The organism is Burkholderia sp. Bp8984, from assembly GCF_003853755.1.
Lineage (GTDB): Bacteria > Pseudomonadota > Gammaproteobacteria > Burkholderiales > Burkholderiaceae > Burkholderia.
This window is the reverse complement of the sequence record NZ_QTQN01000018.1, coordinates 52,098-68,866: the sequence shown is the minus strand read 5'-3', so window position 1 is coordinate 68,866 and position 16,769 is coordinate 52,098. Positions and strand designations below refer to the sequence as shown.

Here is a 16,769-nt window from a genome sequence, read left to right as displayed (position 1 = left end):
AACAATATCAATATTGGCGTTGATTGATTATACGGGTCCATGGACCGAACATCGTGGCCATGCAAGGCGGGCGCACGCTGGCGCGCCGGCCTCAAACCAACAGCTATCAGGAGTCTTCGGATGAAAACGGTGGGCGTGATCGGTCTGGGCAACATGGGGCGCGGCATGGCCGGTTCGCTGCGGCGCGGCGACTACACGGTGCTCGGTTACGACGCGGCGCCCGGCGTGGCGCTCGAGCTGGCCGGGCAAGCGGTGTTGTCGGCGCGCGATTCGGTAGCCGAGATCGCGCGCGATGCCGACGTGCTGCTGCTGTCGCTGCCGACCTCGGCGGTGGTCGAGGCGGTGGTGCTGGGCGCGGGCGGCGTGCTCGAGAACGCGAGGCCGGGCAGCATCGTGATCGATACCACCACGGCCGATCCGGACAGCACGCGGCGCGTGGCGGCGGCCCTGGCTGAGCGCGGCATCGGCTTCGTCGACGGCCCGGTGAGCGGTGGCCCGAAGGGCGCGGCCACCGCCACCATGACGATGGTGCTGGGCGGTTCGGACAGCGATATCGCGGCCATCGAGCCGATCCTCGCGGTGATCAGCGCCAAGCGCGTGCATGTGGGCCCGGTGGGCGCCGGCCACGTTACCAAGCTGCTCAACAACCTGCTGACCGGCGTGCACCTGCTGGTCGCCAGCGAGGCGGTGCGCACCGCGCGCGCGGCCGGCGTCGATCCGGAAAAGCTGGTCGAAGCGCTCAACGGCGGCTCCGGCCGTAACAGCGCGACGCTGACCAACTACCCGACCTGGATCTTCAACGGCAAGTTCGATTCCGGTTTCACCATGAAGCTGATGCGCAAGGACGTGCGGCTCGCGCTGGGCCTGCTCGACCAGTTCGACAGCGTCGCGCCGGTGGCACGCGAGGCGGCGCGCGTGTGGGCTGCCAGCGAGGTATCCGTCGCCGACGCCGAGGACTTCAACCGCATCGTCGACTTCCTCGATCCGGCCTGAGGCCAGGCAGCCCGCACCACGATCCCGCTTGACCCCCATAGACGGAAACCTGACATGACCCAGCACGCAGACCAGTTGCTCGCCGCCTTCGCGCATTTCTTCCCCGGTGCCGTCACGATCGGCTCGTATATCGACGGCGAGCTCGTCGCCGGCCAGGGCGACACGATCCAGCTTTACGATGCGGCGACGGGCGAAGCCACACTCGCCTATCGCGACGCCGGCGCAGCCGTTGTCGACCATGCCGCCGAAAGCGCGCGCCGCGCGCAGCGCGAATGGTGGGCGCTCACGCATGCCGCGCGCGGCCGCGTGATGCAGGAGGTGGCGCGCGCGATCCGCGCCGAGGCCGAGGCGATCGCGCGGCTGGAGGCGCTGGGCTCGGGCAAGCCGATCCGCGACTGCCGCGGCGAGGTGGCCAAGGTCGCCGAGATGTTCGAGTACTACGCGGGCTGGACCGACAAGTTCTACGGCAGCGTGATCCCGGTGCCGACCTCGCACCTCAACTACACGCGCCGCGAGCCGGCCGGCGTGGTGTTGCAGATCACGCCGTGGAACGCGCCGGTGTTCACCTGCGCCTGGCAGGTGGCGCCCGCGGTGGCGATGGGCAACGGCGTGCTGCTCAAGCCCTCGGAGCTGACGCCGTTTACCTCGCTGGCGGTCGCCAGGCTCGGCGAGCGGGCCGGGCTGCCGCGCGGTCTGGTCAACGTGCTGGCCGGCTTCGGTCACACTGCCGGGCAGGCCGCAATCGCGCATCGCGTGGTGAGCAAGGTGGTGTTCGTCGGCTCGCCGGCCACCGGCGCGCGCATCGCCGAGGCTGCCGCGCGCCGCGTGCTTCCCTGCGTGCTGGAGCTGGGCGGTAAGTCCGCCAATATCGTGTTCGCCGATGCCGACCTCAAGCGCGCTGCGCTGACCGCCCAGGCGGCGATCTTCGCCGGCGCGGGCCAGAGCTGCGTGGCCGGCTCGCGCCTGCTGGTGCAGCGCGCCGTCTACGACGAATTCGTCGCGATGGTGGCTGCCGGGGCGAAGAAGATCCGTGTCGGCGCGCCGCTCGACGATGCGACCGAGGTGGGCCCGATCAACAATCGCAAGCAGTACGACCACGTGATGTCGATGATTGCGTGCGGCGTGGCGGCGGGCGCCACGCTCGCCTGCGGCTCGGCCGAGGCCGTCGGGGAGGGCCGCGGCGGCTACTTCGTGACGCCCACCGTGCTGGCCGGCGTGTCGAACGCGATGGAGGTGGCGCGCACCGAGATCTTCGGGCCGGTGGTGGCCGCCATCCCGTTCGACACCGAGGAGGAGGCGATCGCGATCGCCAACGACACCGACTTCGGCCTGGCCGGCGCGGCCTGGACCACCGACGTGGCGCGCGCGCATCGCGTGGCCGCGCAGGTGAATGCCGGTACCTTCTGGGTCAACGGCTACAAGACCATCAACGTGGCCTCCCCGTTCGGCGGCTACGGCATGAGCGGCTACGGCCGCTCGAGCGGGGTCGAGGCGCTGTACGAATACACGCAGACCAAGAGCGTGTGGGTCGAGACGGCCGAAGCGCCGCCCACCGCGTTCGGTTATCTGTAATCACCGGACCGCATGCGACGGCAGCCGGGCTTCAAGGGGAGATTCGTCATGGAACACGCACTGGGTATCAAGCGCCGCGAGCTTGGTGGAGCGGCCACCGCCAAGGTCCTGCTTTACGCGGCCGGCATCCTGCTGGTCGCCGAATGGATCGGCTCGTTTACGTTCAAGCTTGGACCGGGCAAGGTCGTGCTGCTGCCGATGATCTGGGCACTGCTGCTCGGCGCCGCGGTGGGGCTGGCCAGCGCGCGCTGGAACAGCAGCGCGCGCCTGAGCGTGCCCGACCAGTTCTTCGCGGCTGCGATCCTGCAGCCGGCGCTGCTGCTGTTCGTCTCCAAGCTCGGGTTAATGGTGGGCAGCGCGCTGCCCAAGCTGGCTTCGGCGGGCTGGGCGCTGGCCTTCCAGGAATTCGGCCACTTCGTTGGCACCATCCTGCTCGGCCTGCCGCTCGCGTTGCTGCTCGGCATCAAGCGCGAGGCGATCGGCGCGACCTTCTCGGTGGGCCGCGAGCCGAGCCTGGCGATCATCGGCGAGAAGTACGGGATGGATTCGGCCGAGGGCCGCGGCGTGCTGGCCGAGTACCTGACCGGCACTGTGTTCGGTGCAGTGTTCATCGCCGTGTTTGCGGGTTTCGTGAGCAGCCTCGGCATCTTCGATCCGCTCGCGCTGGCGATGGGCTCGGGCGTCGGCTCGGGCAGCATGATGGCGGCCGCCTCGGGCGCGATTGCCGCGCAGCAGGACCCGGAGACGGCGAAATCCGTGCTCGCGTTCGCCGCGGCCAGCAACCTGATCACCACCACCATCGGTACCTACTTCACGCTGTTCATCTCGCTGCCGCTCGCGGTCTGGGGCTATCGCGTGCTGGAGCCATTGATCGGCCGCACCACCAAGGCATCGGCGCAGCCGGAGGCAGCCAGCCCGTCGCTGGGCGAAGTGCGGACCGAGGCGCCCGCGCTCGGCTACGGCGGCAAGCTGCTCGCCTGGATCGTGACGGCCGCGATGGCGCTGGTGTGCGACTGGATTGCCCACGGCACCACACCGCTGGTGGGACTGCCGGGAATCGCGATCATGGTGTGCGCGACGATCGTCGGCGATGCGCTGGCGCGTGTGACGGGGCGGCGGATTCCGGCGGTCTGCTGGGTATCGGTGGTGGCGATGTTCCTGACCTCGCCGTGGTCCCCGTGGGCTTCGCAGATCGCCGCGCTCAGCTCGCACAACGATTTCCTCGGAGTGACCACGCCGATGCTGGTGTTCGCGGGGCTGTCGATCGCCAAGGACATCCCGGCCTTCCGCCGGCTCGGCTGGCGCATCGTGCTGGTGTCCTTCGTGGCCAATGCCGGCACCTTCATCGGCGCGACCCTGGTGGCGCAGCTGTTCCATATCTGATGCCTCGCGGCGCGGCGGCGGGCAGCATGGACCGACTAGCCGTCGCGCCGCGACGACCGACAAAAGCGTTCCCCTCCGCATGAAACTGATCGATTCTATCGTCGCGCACGCCGACGAACTGACGGCGATACGCCGCGATATCCATGCCCATCCCGAGGTGGGCTACGACGTGTTCCGCACCGCCGAACTCGTCGCCGAGCGGCTCGAGCAATGGGGTTATGCCGTCACGCGCGGCGTCGGCCGCACCGGCGTGGTCGGCACCTTGAAGCGCGGCAGCAGTGCGCGCGCGATCGGCCTGCGCGCCGATATGGATGCGCTGCCCGTGCAGGAGGCCAACACCTTCGCGCATCGTTCGACGGTGCCCGGCGCGATGCATGCCTGCGGCCACGACGGGCACACCACCATGCTGCTCGGGGCCGCGCGCCATCTGGCGCGGCATGCCGCGTTCGACGGCACCGTGCAGTTGTTCTTCCAGCCGGCCGAGGAGGCGGGCGGCGGCGCGCGCGCGATGATCGAGGACGGCCTGTTCGAGCGTTTCCCGGTGGATGCTGTGTTCGGGCTGCACAACTGGCCCGGCATCGCGGCCGGCGATTTCGCGGTGCGGCCCGGGGCGCTGATGGCCTCGACCAGCCTGTTCCGGATCAACCTGCGCGGTGCCGGCTGCCACGCCGCCATGCCGCACCTGGGCCGGGATCCGGTGTTCGCGGCGGGACAGGTGCTGAGCGCCTTGCAGGCGATCGTCACGCGCAACCGAAATCCGATCGACGGCGCGGTGCTGTCGGTCACGCAGGTGCATGCGGGCGAGGCGATGAACGTGGTACCGACCGATGCTTGGCTCGGCGGCACGGTGCGGACCTTCTCCGATGCGACGCTCGACCTGATCGAGACGCGCATGCGCGCCGTGGTGGCCGCGACAGCCGCGGCCTTCGATTGCGAGAGCGAGGTGGACTTCCAGCGCCAGTATCCGGCTACCGTGAACGACGCCGAGCAGACGGCGGTGGCGGTGACGGTGATGCGCGAGCTGGTGGGCGACGCACATGTGAACGCGGCCGTCGATCCGACCATGGCGGCAGAGGATTTCTCGTTCATGCTGCGCGAGAAGCCGGGTTGTTATGCGTTCCTCGGGAATGGGGTCGGCGATCATCGCGTGCATGGGCATGGCGGCGGGCCTTGCCTGCTGCACAACGCCAGTTATGACTTCAACGATGCGTTGCTGCCGGTGGGGGCGAGTTATTTCGTCAGGTTGGTGGAGCGGGTTTTGGCGCAGTAGGGGGGCGGTGCTGACTTTTCGGGATTAACGAGTGCCGCCGGGGCGATCTCGGTATCGGTGCCGCTCGTTGGATAAGCCGTCCTATCGCGACAGTACGATCGCCAGTTCAAACTGGCGATCCACGCCAACGCGTGACCACGACGCTCGCCGTGGACGCGGACGGCAGTCTGATGTTGACGAAATGGAACGGGACGCGGACGGTCGTCTGCCCGAGTAGCGCGCCCTACGTGTATAGCGGCGACGGCTGGTGGTGGGGCGACGACGAAACCATGTCGTACCGGTTCAATCTCCTGCCGGTCGCCGACGATGCGGGCAACAGGGTGATCAGTCGGTATCTGACCAAGCGTGGCGCCGGCGACCACGGGTCGGCGAGCGTGCGCCGCCGACAGTTGCTCGAGTCGCTGGGCGGCAAGCCGTAGCCTGGAGGATCCTGCACTGACGCGGCGGTGCCGCCGATCTTCCCGCCCGGTTCAAAACTCTTTTCACGATCGGCCTCTTTCGCTGCCCGCGCGCGGCATCGATACTGAAGCCACAGGCCGCGTTGCGCCGGTTCGACACGCCGCACGGCCGGCATCGACGGCCCGCGCCCATCCGACACCGGTGCGCGCGGGCCGACTCATTTCCGCGAGGCACATGCAGTCGCAGCGGCCTCGCCATCGGAGCGGTGGATGAAGGGCATCAAGGTATTCGTGACGGGCGCGGCCGGCTACATCGGCGGCTCGGTGGCCGCACGGCTGGTATCGGAAGGGCATGTCGTCACCGGGCTGGCGCGCGACGGCGAGAAGGCCGCGACACTCGCGGCAGCCGGCATCATGCCTGTCATTGGCACCCTCGACGACACGGCGCTGCTGCATGCGTTCGCGAGCGACGCGGACTGCGTGATCAACGCGGCGAGCAGCGACCACCGCGCATCGGTCGAGACGATCGTCGCGGCGCTGAGCGGCTCGGGCAAGACGTTCCTGCACACGAGCGGCACTAGCGTGATCGCGGACGACGCACAGGGCGCGCACGGTGACGCGCCGCTGTTCGACGAAGCGACGCCGGTCGTCGCGCCGGCCAAGCCCGAGCGCCGTGCCATCGATCAGCTCGTGATGTCGGCGGCGACGCTCGGCATCCGCTCGGCGGTCATCTGCAACAGCATGATCTACGGCGACGGGCTCGGCATCCGGCGCGACAGCGCGCAGCTTCCGCTGCTCGCGGCGATCGCGCGCGAGGCCGGCGCGGTCCGCGTGATCGGCAAGGGGTTGAACCGCTGGTCGAACGTGCATGTCGAGGATGTCGCCGATCTCTACGTGCGCGCGATGCGGCACGCGGCGCCCGGCGCGCTGTATTTCGCGGAGAACGGCGAAGCGTCGTTCGCGGACATCGGCGCGGCGCTCGCCGCGCGTCTCGGTTTGCCGTCGGTCGTCGAGTGGGACATCGCCGAGGCCGAGCAGGTGCTCGGCCACTCGCGCGCGCATTTCTCGCTGGCGTCGAACAGCCGCGTGAAAGCCGTGCGCGCGCGGCAGGAACTCGGCTGGGCGCCGCAGCATGGCGCGATGCAGGACTGGATCCGCCACGACATGCCGATCGCGGCCTGACGCCGCAGAATTGCTTCGCAGCACGCAGCACGCAGCACGCAGCACGCAGCACGCACCCACCCGGGCGCGTGCGCCCCCCGGCCAGCGATCGCATTGATCGGACAATATTAGCCGCGCATTCTTGAATCTGAATCAACTATGATTCGCGCCGGCTCCCGCTTATCAAACGGGCGCTGCGGCACTATCGTGACGATTCTGCAACCGTCACCGATTCCCGACCATGAAGACCACCCTCGACGAGATGCTCGCATTCGTGACCATCGCCGATACCGGCTCGTTGACGGGGGCGGCGGACAAGCTCCACCAGCCGACGTCGGTGATGAGCCGGATCCTGCGGCGTCTCGAGGAAAAGCTCGACACGACGCTGATCCGCCGCACGACGCGCCGGCTCGAAGTGACGGAAGAGGGCACGCTGTTCCTCGAATACGCGCGCGAGATCATCGCGTCGGTCGAATTCGCCGAGGAACAGCTCGCCAGCCAGCGCGAGAAGCCGGCCGGGCGGTTGCGCATCAACGCGGCGATGCCGTTCATGCAGCACGTGATCGCGCCGATGATGCCGGGCTTTCGCGAAGCGTTTCCGGCGATCGCGGCCGAACTGCATACCAGCGACGAAATCATCGACTTGCTCGAACAGCGCACCGACGTCGCGATCCGGATCGGCGAGCTGCGCGATTCGACGCTGCACGCGCGCAAGCTCGGCAGCAGCCGGCTGCGCATTCTCGCGAGCCCCGCGTACCTGGAGAAGGCCGGCGTGCCGACGCGCGTGGCCGATCTCGCGAACCATACGCTGCTCGGCTTCGTGCAGCCCGAAACGCTGAACCACTGGCCGCTGCGCACCGCGGACGGCGACGTATACCGGATCCATCCCGCGCTGCAGGCGTCGAGCGGCGAGACGCTGCTGACGCTCGCGCTTAACGGCGCGGGCATCGTGTGCCTCGCCGACTACATGACGGGCACCCATCGCCGCGACGGCAGTCTCGTCGAAGTGCTGGTCGACGACACGACCGAATTCCGCCAGCCGATTCACGCGGTCTACTATCGCAACGCGACGCTGTCGTCGCGCATCGTCAGTTTTCTGGACTACTTGAGCGCACAGCTGAAGGAAGGCGGCGATATCGACTGAAGGGGCGCGCAAACCGCCGCTCGTCTCGTGCGAAGGGCGACGTGTTCGATCGATATCGGGCACGTCGCCCTTTTTTCATGGCGACCGACGCGACCGATACGACCGACGCACCGCACCACTCGCATCGCGCGGGCCGACTATTGCCCGAGCGCGCTCATCAGCCTGACCTGCGCGAGCATCTCGTCGGTGCGCGCCTGCGCGAGCGAATCCTCGGCCGCGAGCAGCGAGCGCTGCACCTCCAGCGTGTCGATGAACGCCGATTCGCCACTGCGCCACGACCGGTTGATCTGCGTATAAGCATCGCGCGCATTCGACGCCGCTCGTTCGAGGCGCTCGGTCCGGCTGTGATCGCGGGCGGTTGCCGCCAGCGACGTTTCGACCTCGCTGACCGCGCCGAGCACGGTCGCACGATAGGTGGCGACGGCCTGATCGGCCTGCGCGCGTCGCAACGCGACGATGCTGCGGCGCCGTCCGCCGTCGAACAGCGGCGCGCTCGCGCCGGCGCCGGCCATCCAGGCGAGCGAACGCGCGAGCGTCGCGCCGGAGAAGCCGTCAACGGCCGCGCCGATCACGCCGATCAGCTGCAGGTGCGGCTTGAGATCGGCTTCGGCCACGCCGATGCGCGCATACGCGGCGACGACCCGCGCTTCGGCGGCGCGCACGTCGGGCCGGCGGCGCAGCAGGTCGGCCGGCGTGCCGATGCCCGGCGCCGCTGCCGTCCACACCGGCCCCGGCGCGGGCGGATCGAGTTGCGCATAGACGTCCTGCGGCGTCGCCGCGGTGATGATCGACAAGCGGTGAATCGCGGCCTGCCGCTGCAACTGCAGCGCGGGCAACTCGGCGAGCGTGGTTTCCGCCTGCGCGGCGGCGCGGTCGACGTCGGCGATCGGCACGACGCCCGCGTCGAACAGGCGCCGCGTCGATGCCTCGGTGCCGCGCTGACTCTCTGCGTTCGCCTCGACCAGCGCGAGCCGCTGCTCGAGCCCGCGCACCGTCACGTAGGTGCGCACGGTTTCGTCGATCGTCGCGATCCGCACGGCCGCCGCGTCGTTCTGCGCGGACGCGATGTCGGCGTCGGCGGCCGACACGCCCTGGCGGATGCGCCCGAAGATGTCGATTTCCCACGCGACGCTCGCATTCAGGTCGAATGCATTGCCGGTCGTCGGCGTGTCGGTCGGGAACGCCTGCGACGCGGACAGCCGCTGACGGCCGGCGCCCGCATTCAGGTCGAGCGACGGGAACCACTGCGACGCGGCGCCGATCCGTACCGCGCGCGCCGCGTCGATGCGCGCGACCGCCGCCTTCAGGTCGAGGTTGTTGGCGAGCGCGCGATCGACCAGCCGGTCGAGAATCGGATCGTGAAAGCCGTGCCACCACGCGTCGGTCGCGGCGGCAGGGCCGGCGGCGACGAGATCCGCGTTCGCGTAGGTCGCGGCGAGCGGCGGCGGGGCGACGGTGGCGACCGGCGCGCTCGTGCACGCGGTCAGGACGGCCGCCGCGGACAGCGCGGCCACGAGTCGGATGAATTTCATTGCACCACCTCCGCGGCCGCCGCCGCGACGCCGGATTTGCGCGTCGCGAGCCGGCGGACCAGCACATAGAACACAGGCGTGAACAGCAGCCCGAAGAACGTCACGCCGATCATCCCGAAGAACACGGCCGCGCCGACCGCCTGGCGCATTTCCGCGCCGGCGCCTTCGGAGATCACGAGCGGCAGCACGCCGAGAATGAACGCGAGCGACGTCATCACGATCGGGCGCAGCCGCTGCACGCACGCGTCGACCACCGCGTCGACCAGCTCCCTGCCGTCGGCCTCGAGCTGCCGCGCGACCTCGACGATCAGGATCGCGTTCTTCGCGGCGAGCCCGACCAGCACGATGAAGCCGATCTGCGTGAGGATGTTCACGTCCTGGCCGAGCGCGCGCACGCCGAGCGACGCGGCCAGCAGGCACATCGGCACGATCAGCAGGATCGACACCGGCAGGCTCCAGCTGCCGTACTGCGCGGCGAGCACCAGATAGACGAGCAGCACGCACAGCGGGAACACGAGCAGCCCCGTGTTGCCGGCCGTGGTCTGCTGGTACGACAAGTCGGTCCATTCGAACGAGATGCCCGGCGGCAGCACCTGCTTCGCGAGCGTCTCCATCGTCTTGATCGCAAAACCGGAACCGAGGCCGGGTGCGGTATCGCCGTTGATCTCGGTGGCCGGATACAGGTTGTAGCGCGGTGCGCGATCGACGCCGAGCGTGTCGTCGATGCGCGTGACGCTGCCGATCGGCACCATGTCGCCGTCGCGGTTGCGCACCTTCAGGCGCCCGAGGTCGGAGGCCGTCACGCGGAACGGCAGGTCGGCCTGAGCGGTGACGCGATAGGTGCGCCCGACGATGTTGAAGTCGTTGATGTAGGTCGAGCCGAAATACGTTTCGACCGCGTCATTGATCTCCTGGCTTGGCACGCCGAGCATCTCCGCCTTCTCGCGATCGAGCTCGACGTGAACCTGCGGACTCGTCGCCGAGTAGGGCGTGTAGACGCCGACCATGCCGGGCGTGCGGTTCGCGGCGTCGACGAGATCCTGCGTCGCCTTCGCGAGCGCGGCCGTGCCGAGGCCGTTGCGGTCTTCGAGCCGCATCGCGAAGCCGCCCGTGCTGCCGAGGCCCTGCACCGGCGGCGGCATCGCGACGACGATCGACGCTTCGGTGATGCCCGCGAGGCGCTTGCGCAGCTCGGCCGCGATCGTGTCGATGGTGAGGCCCTGCGCCTTGCGTTCGGGCCAGGGCTTGAACACCGGGAACAGGCCGGCGCTGTTCGCCGAATTCGTGCCGGTGGCTGCGTTGACGCCGGAGAACACCGGCACGCGCGCGACGCCCGGCACCGACAGCGCGATGTCCTCGATCTTGCGCGCGACCGCGCTCGTGCGTTCGAGCGTCGCGCCGTCGGGCGTGCGCACCAGCACCACCAGGTAGCCGCGATCCTGCGCGGGAATGAAGCCCTTCGGGCTCGATACCAGCAGATAGCCGGTCGCCGCGATCAGCACGACGTACAGCACGCTCATCGCGGGAACGATCCGCACGAGCTTCCTGACCAGCGCGCCGTAGGCGTCGGATACGCGCTGGAACACGCGGTTGAAGGCATCCGCGAAACGCTGCACCGCGCGCATGAGCGGCGCGAGCAGCGCGGCCGTGCGCGACGTCGACGCCGGCGCATCGTGCGCGGAGTCGTGCGCCTTCAGCATCATCGCGGACAGCGCGGGCGCGAGCGTGACCGACGTGAAGAACGAGATCGCGGTCGACACGGCGATCGTCACGCCGAACTGGCGGAAGAACTGGCCGGAGATGCCCGGAATGAACGAGGTCGGCACGAACACCGCGCACAGCACCAGCGTGATCGCGAACAGCGCACCGCCGACTTCCTTCATGGTCAGCAGCGTCGCATCGCGCGGCGCGGTGCCGGCCGCCAGGTGCCGCTCGACGTTCTCGACCACGACGATCGCGTTGTCGACGACGATCCCCACCGCGAGCACGAGGCCGAACAGCGTCAGGTTGTTGATCGAGTAGCCGAGCACGGCCATCGCCGCGAACGTGCCGACCAGCGACACCGGAATCGACAGGATCGGGATGATCGAAGGCCGCCAGCCCTGCAGGAACAGCAGCACGACGAACACCACGAGCACGACCGCCTCGTAGATGGTCTTCACGAGTTCGTGGATGCTGTCGCCGATGAACGCGGTCGGGTTGTAGCCGATGTTGTAGACGATGCCCTTCGGGAACGCCTTGCCGAGCTCGGTCATCTTCTTCTCGACCGCGTCCATCGTCGCGACCGCGTTCGCGCCGGGCTGCTGCAGCACCTGCAGCGCGATGGTCGGGTGGCGCAGCATGTAGCTGTCGGTCGCGTACGCGAGCGCGCCGACCTCGATGCGCGCGACGTCCTTCAGCCGCACGAGACGCCCGTCCTGCCCCTGCTTGACGACGATGTCGCTGAAATCCTCGGGCCGCTTCAGGCGCCCTTCGAAGATCAGGTTCGGCTGGAACGCCTGGTTCGTGATCGGCGCCTGCGCGACCACGCCGCCCGCGAGCTGCGTGTTCTGCGCGCGCACCGCGGCGATGAGGTCGCGCGGGCTCAGGCCGAACGACGCGACGCGTTCCGGGTCGAGCCAGATGCGCATCGAGTATTCGCGCGCGCCGAGCGGGTTGATGTCGCCGACGCCGTCGATCCGCTTCAGCACGTCGGCGACGTTGCGGATCGCGTAGTTCGACACGTACAGCGGATCGTAGCGCTGGTCGGGCGAGTAGATGAAGATCGTGCCGAGCTGCGTCGGCGACGACTTGCGGACCGACACGCCGCTGCGCTGCACGGGCTCGGGCAGGCGCGGCGTCGCGAGCGCGACGCGGTTCTGCACCAGCACCTGCGCCTTGTCGACGTCGGTGCCGGGCTTGAACGTCGCGGTGATGTTCAGGCTGCCGTCGGAGGTCGCCTGGCTGTACATGTACAGCATGTCCTCGACGCCGTTCACTTCCAGCTCGATCGGTGTCGAGACGGTTTGCGACACGGTTTCCGCGGACGCACCCGGGTAGCTCGCCTGGATCACGACGGTCGGCGGCGCGATGTCCGGGTACTCGGACACCGCGAGCGAGAAATAGGCCAGCGCGCCGGCGATGGTCAGCACGATCGACAGGACGATCGCGAGCACCGGCTGCTGGACGGACAGGCGGCCGAGGTTCATTGCGCGCTCCCGGTCGCGGTGCTGGACGCAGCGGTTGCGTTCGCAACTTTTTCGGAATTCGTCGCATTCGCCATCTGAGCCGCATCGATCGCGCGCGGCACAGCGTTGACCTGATCGCCGGCCTGCACGCGCTGGAAGCCGTCGACGATCACGCGGTCGCCGGCCTTCAGCCCCGCATCGATTTCACGCAGGTTGCCGAACAGGCGGCCGGGCGTCACCGGGCGCACCGACACGGTGCCGTTCGCGTCGACGAAATACAGCACGCGTCGCGTCGCGTCGGTCGCGACGGCCGAATCCGGCACGAGCAGCGCCGCGTGCGCGATGCGGCTCGACAGCGACACGCGGCCGAACTGGCCGGGGCTCAGGCGTCCGTCCGGATTCGCGACGCGCGCGCGCTGGCGTAGCGTGCCGGTCGAGTTGTCGAGGCGGTTGTCGACGAAATCCATCGTGCCCGACAGCGACGGCTTCGCGTCGCCCGGCAGCGCGATCGCCACCTGTCGCGACGACGCGTTGCCGCCGTGTTGCGCGGCTTCGCGCGTGTAGCGCAGGTAGCTTTCCTCGTCGACGTCGAAGTAGATGTCGATCGGGTCCTGCGACACGATCGTCGTCAGCACCGTGGCTTCGCTGTCGCCGCCCTTCACGAGGTTGCCCTCGCTGACGCGCTTGCGGCTGATGCGCCCCGACATCGGCGCGACGATGCGCGTGAACGACAGGTCGAGCCGCGCGCGTTCGAGCGCGCCTTGCGCGCTCGTCACGTCGGCCTGCGCGCTTTGCACGGCCTGGCGGCGCTGGTCGTACAGGCTCTGCGCGATGGTGTCGGTCTTGATCAGGACGCTGGCCCGCTCGAAATCCTGCCGGCTCAGCTTCAGTTGCGACTGCGCGCGCTCGAGCGTGCCTTGCGCGGCCGTCACCGCCGCCTGGTACGGGCGCGGATCGATGACGAACAGCAGGTCGCCTTTCTTCACGGTCGCGCCATCCTGGAACGCGACGCGTTCGAGATAGCCGCTCACGCGCGGGCGCACGTCGACCGTGTCGACCGCTTCGAAACGGCCCGTGTAGACGTCGACGTCGTTCACGTTGCGCGCGACGGGTGCGCTGACGATCACGTTCGGCTTCGGGGCCGGCGCGGTGTCGTCCGACCGGCAGCCCGTCAACGCGAGCAATGCGGCGAGCGGAAGGGCGGCCAGCACGGCCGGTCGCGCGAAGCGCTTCAATCCTGGGTAGCTGTTCATGTTGTTCGATGTATCGAATGACGCGCACGGCGCCGGATGGTGCGCAGTATCGTGCGTGGCGCGCGATGGATAAACGGACGCGGCGTCATAAGAACTTGTACTGCGCAGTCACGAATCGCGCGGTGCGGCGACGATGCGCGCGGCAGGGGCGTGATGCGGGAAGCGGTGCGACGACGCGCGGCCCGAACGCCTGTTCAGGCGATTCGGGCCGGCGATGCGGAGGGGATGGACGAGCGGGGGCGCGTGGCGGGCAAGGGGCTCGCGCGCGCGTCGATGCCGCTCAATGACCGCGATAGATCGCGTCGCGGCCGTTGGTCGTCAGTGCGCGGCCGGATGCGCTGGTGCCGGTGCCTTCGCTGCCGTAGCCGGTCGTGTCGGCTGCCGGTGCGGTGTTCGATGCCGCTTGCGCGACGGCGTTTTCACGCACGCGCTTTTCGGCGGCGAGGATCGCGACCGGATACTGGTTGTGGTCCAGTGCCGGCGTATAGCCGACGGCCGCGAGGCGGGCCATTTCGGCTTTCACTTCGGCGCGGGTCAGCGGGCGGTCATGCTGCTGCGCGAACGAAACGGCCGGCGTGGCGATGATCAGTGCGGCAAGCGTGGAAGAAACGAGCGTTTTCATCAGGGGTACCTATCGGGTCGAGTGAACCGCAACCACGTCGTCGTCGTTGCGAGTGCTGCCAATATAGGTATCCCGACGCCGCGGAAAAACGGGCCGCCGGCGAAATCATTTTTGACCTGGAATCACGAATCGGCGGTCGATGCAAACGATCGAGCCCGCACACGGCGGCCGGCCGGTCACGCGCGCCCCATGATCCGCGCGCCGAGCGAGATGCCGAGTTCGGACAGCGACGCGCTGGTGGCGAGCTGAACAGCTTCCCAGCGCGACAGCGCGGCGTCGAACGCGTTGGCGGGCACGCCGCCGCGCAGCGCCTCGGCAAGACCGACCGCGTTGTCCGCCGCTTTCGCGACACCTGCGGCCGTATGCGGCCGCACGAGGCAGGCCGCGTCGCCGAGCAGCACGGCGCGGCCGAACGCCATGCGCTCGACCGCGAGATCGAGGATCGCCTGTGCGAACGGCGCCTGTGTCGCGTCGACGAGCGCGGCGAGCGTCGGTGCGAGCATCCGGCGGCCGGCGTTCACGAGTTCGAGCCGGTTGTCGTCGCGCATCGCGCCGGGCGGCAGCGAGCCGTCGCGCTGCATGCCGTCCTGGCCGAGAAACAGCGATGGCAGGCGATCCTGCGCGAGCCGCCGGTACCAGACCCAGTTCACGCGCCGCTTGCCGGGCGCGATCGCGCCGTCGCGGCCGGGCACCAGATAGGTCAGGAACAGATGGGCGTCGCCTTGCTGGAACGTGAAGCGCTCGCGCAGCACCTGCAGCACCGTGTCGGGAAGCAGGTGCTCGTCGACGAGCCCGCGCCACGCGACATACCCCGCGTATGCGGGCCGCGCATCGGGCAGCAGCTGCGCGCGCACGGCCGAGCGGCCGCCGTCGGCGCCGACCAGCAGGTCGGCCTGCTCGACGCGGCCGTCCGAGAAATGCGCGAACACGCGCGCGCCGTCCTGCTCGAACCGGTCGAACGCGACGCCGGCGTGCAGGACGTCGGCGGGCAGCGCGCGCTTCAGCGCCGTATAGATCACGTTCCATGCGGTCTGCGTCTGCGGCATGTAGAAGCGTTGCGCGATAAGGTCGTGTTCGTCGACGTAGATCCGGTCGCCCGAATCGACGCCCGCATCGCGCGGCACAGGCACGCCGCCGAACGCGAACGCGCGCTCGATCGGCGGCTGCAGCACGATGCCGCCGCCGCGACTGTCGAGATCGTTCGGCGATTGCTCGAACACCTTGACGCGCCAACCGGCCGCCCGCAACGCGGTTGCCGTGAACAGTCCGCCCACCGATCCGCCGACGACGATCGCCGACGGGCCCGAAACGTCGCTCATGATTGCTTTCCCCCGATGATTCGCCGCACGCGGCGGTTCAACCTTCCCAGTGCGCGAGGAAGTCGAGCAGCAACGCGTTCACGCGCTCCGGCTGCTCCTCCTGCGGCAGGTGCCCGCACTGCGCGATCGGCTCGGCGCGCAGGTTCGTCGCCATGCTTTCCCATACGGACTTCATGTCGAACAGCTTGCCGACCGCGTAGAAATCCTCGCCCCAGATGGCCATCGTCGGGCAGGCGATCGGGACGTCGGCGTCGACGAGATCCTGCTTCACGTCCTCCGCGTTCGCGCGATAGTCGGCCAGCGCGCCGCGCACGGCGCCCGGGCGCCGGTACGCACGCAAGTACGTGTCGAACGCGTCGCCGGAGATCGCGTGCGGGTTGTAGCACCAGTCGGCGAAGAAATGGCTCAGCCACTCGGCTTCCTTGCCGGCGATCAGTGCCTCGGGCAGGTCGGGCACCTGATGGAACAGGAAGAACCAGTACGCGCGCGCGGTTTGCGCGGTCATGTTCTGCGCGACGATGCGCGTCGGCACGTTGTCCATCACGACGAGCCGGTCGACGCGCTCGGGGAAGTCCTTCGAAAAGCGCGTCGCGACACGCGCGCCGCGATCGTGGCCGACGAGCGCGATGCGGCCGATGCCGAGCGCATCGAGCAGGCCGGCTACGTCGCGCGCCATGTTGCGCTTGTCGTAGCCGGCGGCCGGCTTGTCGGTTTCGCCGTAGCCGCGCAGGTCGGGCGCGATCACGCGGTAACGCCGCGCCAGCGCCGGGATCTGGAAGCGCCACGCGAAGCTGGTTTCCGGGAAGCCGTGCAGCAGCACGACGACCGGCCCGCTGCCGGCATCGATGTAGTGCTGGCGGATGCCGTTCGCGGTGACGGTGTGATGCGTGATCGAAGGCGCGTCGTGGGTCATCGGGTGGTCCCTGTCCGGTTCGGTGTGCGCGCAGCCGGAGGC

The 16,769-nt window shown here is 69.0% G+C and carries 13 protein-coding genes; 7 read left to right on the top strand and 6 right to left on the bottom strand.

What is annotated here, in order from left to right:
* Positions 1-39 precede the first annotated feature (39 nt).
* The 7 genes from DID98_RS19285 (at position 40) to DID98_RS19255 (ending at position 7,921) form a co-directional block, all read left to right on the top strand.
* Complete coding sequence (locus tag DID98_RS19285) at positions 40-993, top strand: NAD(P)-dependent oxidoreductase (protein ID WP_260427315.1); 954 nt, start codon at positions 40-42, stop codon at positions 991-993.
* A gap of 54 nt (positions 994-1,047) precedes the next feature.
* Positions 1,048-2,565 carry an aldehyde dehydrogenase gene (locus DID98_RS19280; RefSeq protein WP_124488046.1) on the top strand — a complete coding sequence of 506 codons (1,518 nt, stop codon included), beginning with the start codon at positions 1,048-1,050 and terminating at the stop codon, positions 2,563-2,565.
* 48 nt (positions 2,566-2,613) lie between these two features.
* Positions 2,614-3,948: a DUF3100 domain-containing protein gene (locus DID98_RS19275; protein ID WP_124488045.1), complete on the top strand. Its 1,335-nt coding sequence runs from the start codon at positions 2,614-2,616 to the stop codon at positions 3,946-3,948.
* 79 nt (positions 3,949-4,027) lie between these two features.
* Positions 4,028-5,218 (top strand): M20 aminoacylase family protein, encoded by a 1,191-nt coding sequence (locus tag DID98_RS19270; RefSeq protein WP_124488044.1) that lies wholly within the window; start codon positions 4,028-4,030, stop codon positions 5,216-5,218.
* Between the two features lie 131 nt (positions 5,219-5,349).
* Positions 5,350-5,637: a hypothetical protein gene (locus tag DID98_RS19265; protein ID WP_124488043.1), complete on the top strand. Its 288-nt coding sequence runs from the start codon at positions 5,350-5,352 to the stop codon at positions 5,635-5,637.
* A 249-nt stretch (positions 5,638-5,886) separates the two neighbouring features.
* Complete coding sequence (locus tag DID98_RS19260) at positions 5,887-6,798, top strand: NAD-dependent epimerase/dehydratase family protein (protein WP_124571225.1); 912 nt, start codon at positions 5,887-5,889, stop codon at positions 6,796-6,798.
* Between the two features lie 220 nt (positions 6,799-7,018).
* The gene (locus DID98_RS19255; protein WP_124488041.1) at positions 7,019-7,921 is read left to right on the top strand and encodes a LysR substrate-binding domain-containing protein; all 903 of its coding nucleotides are present in this window, start codon (positions 7,019-7,021) and stop codon (positions 7,919-7,921) included.
* A 137-nt stretch (positions 7,922-8,058) separates the two neighbouring features.
* Here the strand turns inward: DID98_RS19255 and DID98_RS19250 are convergent, their stop codons facing one another.
* From DID98_RS19250 to DID98_RS19225, 6 genes are all read right to left on the bottom strand, one after another.
* Complete coding sequence (locus tag DID98_RS19250; RefSeq protein WP_124571224.1) at positions 8,059-9,453, bottom strand: efflux transporter outer membrane subunit; 1,395 nt, start codon at positions 9,451-9,453, stop codon at positions 8,059-8,061.
* Positions 9,450-12,641, bottom strand: a complete 3,192-nt coding sequence (locus DID98_RS19245) for an efflux RND transporter permease subunit (protein ID WP_124571223.1) — start codon at positions 12,639-12,641, stop codon at positions 9,450-9,452. Before DID98_RS19245 ends, DID98_RS19250 begins: the two co-directional genes overlap by 4 nt.
* Positions 12,638-13,873 (bottom strand): efflux RND transporter periplasmic adaptor subunit, encoded by a 1,236-nt coding sequence (locus tag DID98_RS19240; RefSeq protein WP_124488038.1) that lies wholly within the window; start codon positions 13,871-13,873, stop codon positions 12,638-12,640. The genes DID98_RS19245 and DID98_RS19240 overlap by 4 nt, the downstream gene beginning before the upstream one ends.
* A gap of 280 nt (positions 13,874-14,153) precedes the next feature.
* Positions 14,154-14,495 carry a DUF4148 domain-containing protein gene (locus tag DID98_RS19235; protein WP_124571222.1) on the bottom strand — a complete coding sequence of 114 codons (342 nt, stop codon included), beginning with the start codon at positions 14,493-14,495 and terminating at the stop codon, positions 14,154-14,156.
* 176 nt (positions 14,496-14,671) lie between these two features.
* The gene (locus DID98_RS19230; RefSeq protein WP_124571221.1) at positions 14,672-15,814 is read right to left on the bottom strand and encodes an FAD binding domain-containing protein; all 1,143 of its coding nucleotides are present in this window, start codon (positions 15,812-15,814) and stop codon (positions 14,672-14,674) included.
* A 37-nt stretch (positions 15,815-15,851) separates the two neighbouring features.
* Positions 15,852-16,727 (bottom strand): alpha/beta fold hydrolase, encoded by an 876-nt coding sequence (locus tag DID98_RS19225; RefSeq protein ID WP_124571220.1) that lies wholly within the window; start codon positions 16,725-16,727, stop codon positions 15,852-15,854.
* Between the last annotated feature and the right edge of the window lie 42 nt (positions 16,728-16,769).

What these genes read in the sequence shown, in the direction of transcription:
- DID98_RS19260 (WP_124571225.1), top strand. Translation starts at nt 5,887, where the DNA reads ATGAAGGGCATCAAGGTATTCGTGACGGGCGCGGCCGGCTACATCGGC.
- DID98_RS19285 (WP_260427315.1), top strand. Translation starts at nt 40, where the DNA reads ATGGACCGAACATCGTGGCCATGCAAGGCGGGCGCACGCTGGCGCGCC.
- DID98_RS19250 (WP_124571224.1), bottom strand. Translation starts at nt 9,453, where the DNA reads ATGAAATTCATCCGACTCGTGGCCGCGCTGTCCGCGGCGGCCGTCCTG.
- DID98_RS19255 (WP_124488041.1), top strand. Translation starts at nt 7,019, where the DNA reads ATGAAGACCACCCTCGACGAGATGCTCGCATTCGTGACCATCGCCGAT.
- DID98_RS19275 (WP_124488045.1), top strand. Translation starts at nt 2,614, where the DNA reads ATGGAACACGCACTGGGTATCAAGCGCCGCGAGCTTGGTGGAGCGGCC.
- DID98_RS19230 (WP_124571221.1), bottom strand. Translation starts at nt 15,814, where the DNA reads ATGAGCGACGTTTCGGGCCCGTCGGCGATCGTCGTCGGCGGATCGGTG.
- DID98_RS19240 (WP_124488038.1), bottom strand. Translation starts at nt 13,873, where the DNA reads ATGAACAGCTACCCAGGATTGAAGCGCTTCGCGCGACCGGCCGTGCTG.
- DID98_RS19280 (WP_124488046.1), top strand. Translation starts at nt 1,048, where the DNA reads ATGACCCAGCACGCAGACCAGTTGCTCGCCGCCTTCGCGCATTTCTTC.
- DID98_RS19225 (WP_124571220.1), bottom strand. Translation starts at nt 16,727, where the DNA reads ATGACCCACGACGCGCCTTCGATCACGCATCACACCGTCACCGCGAAC.
- DID98_RS19245 (WP_124571223.1), bottom strand. Translation starts at nt 12,641, where the DNA reads ATGAACCTCGGCCGCCTGTCCGTCCAGCAGCCGGTGCTCGCGATCGTC.
- DID98_RS19235 (WP_124571222.1), bottom strand. Translation starts at nt 14,495, where the DNA reads ATGAAAACGCTCGTTTCTTCCACGCTTGCCGCACTGATCATCGCCACG.
- DID98_RS19270 (WP_124488044.1), top strand. Translation starts at nt 4,028, where the DNA reads ATGAAACTGATCGATTCTATCGTCGCGCACGCCGACGAACTGACGGCG.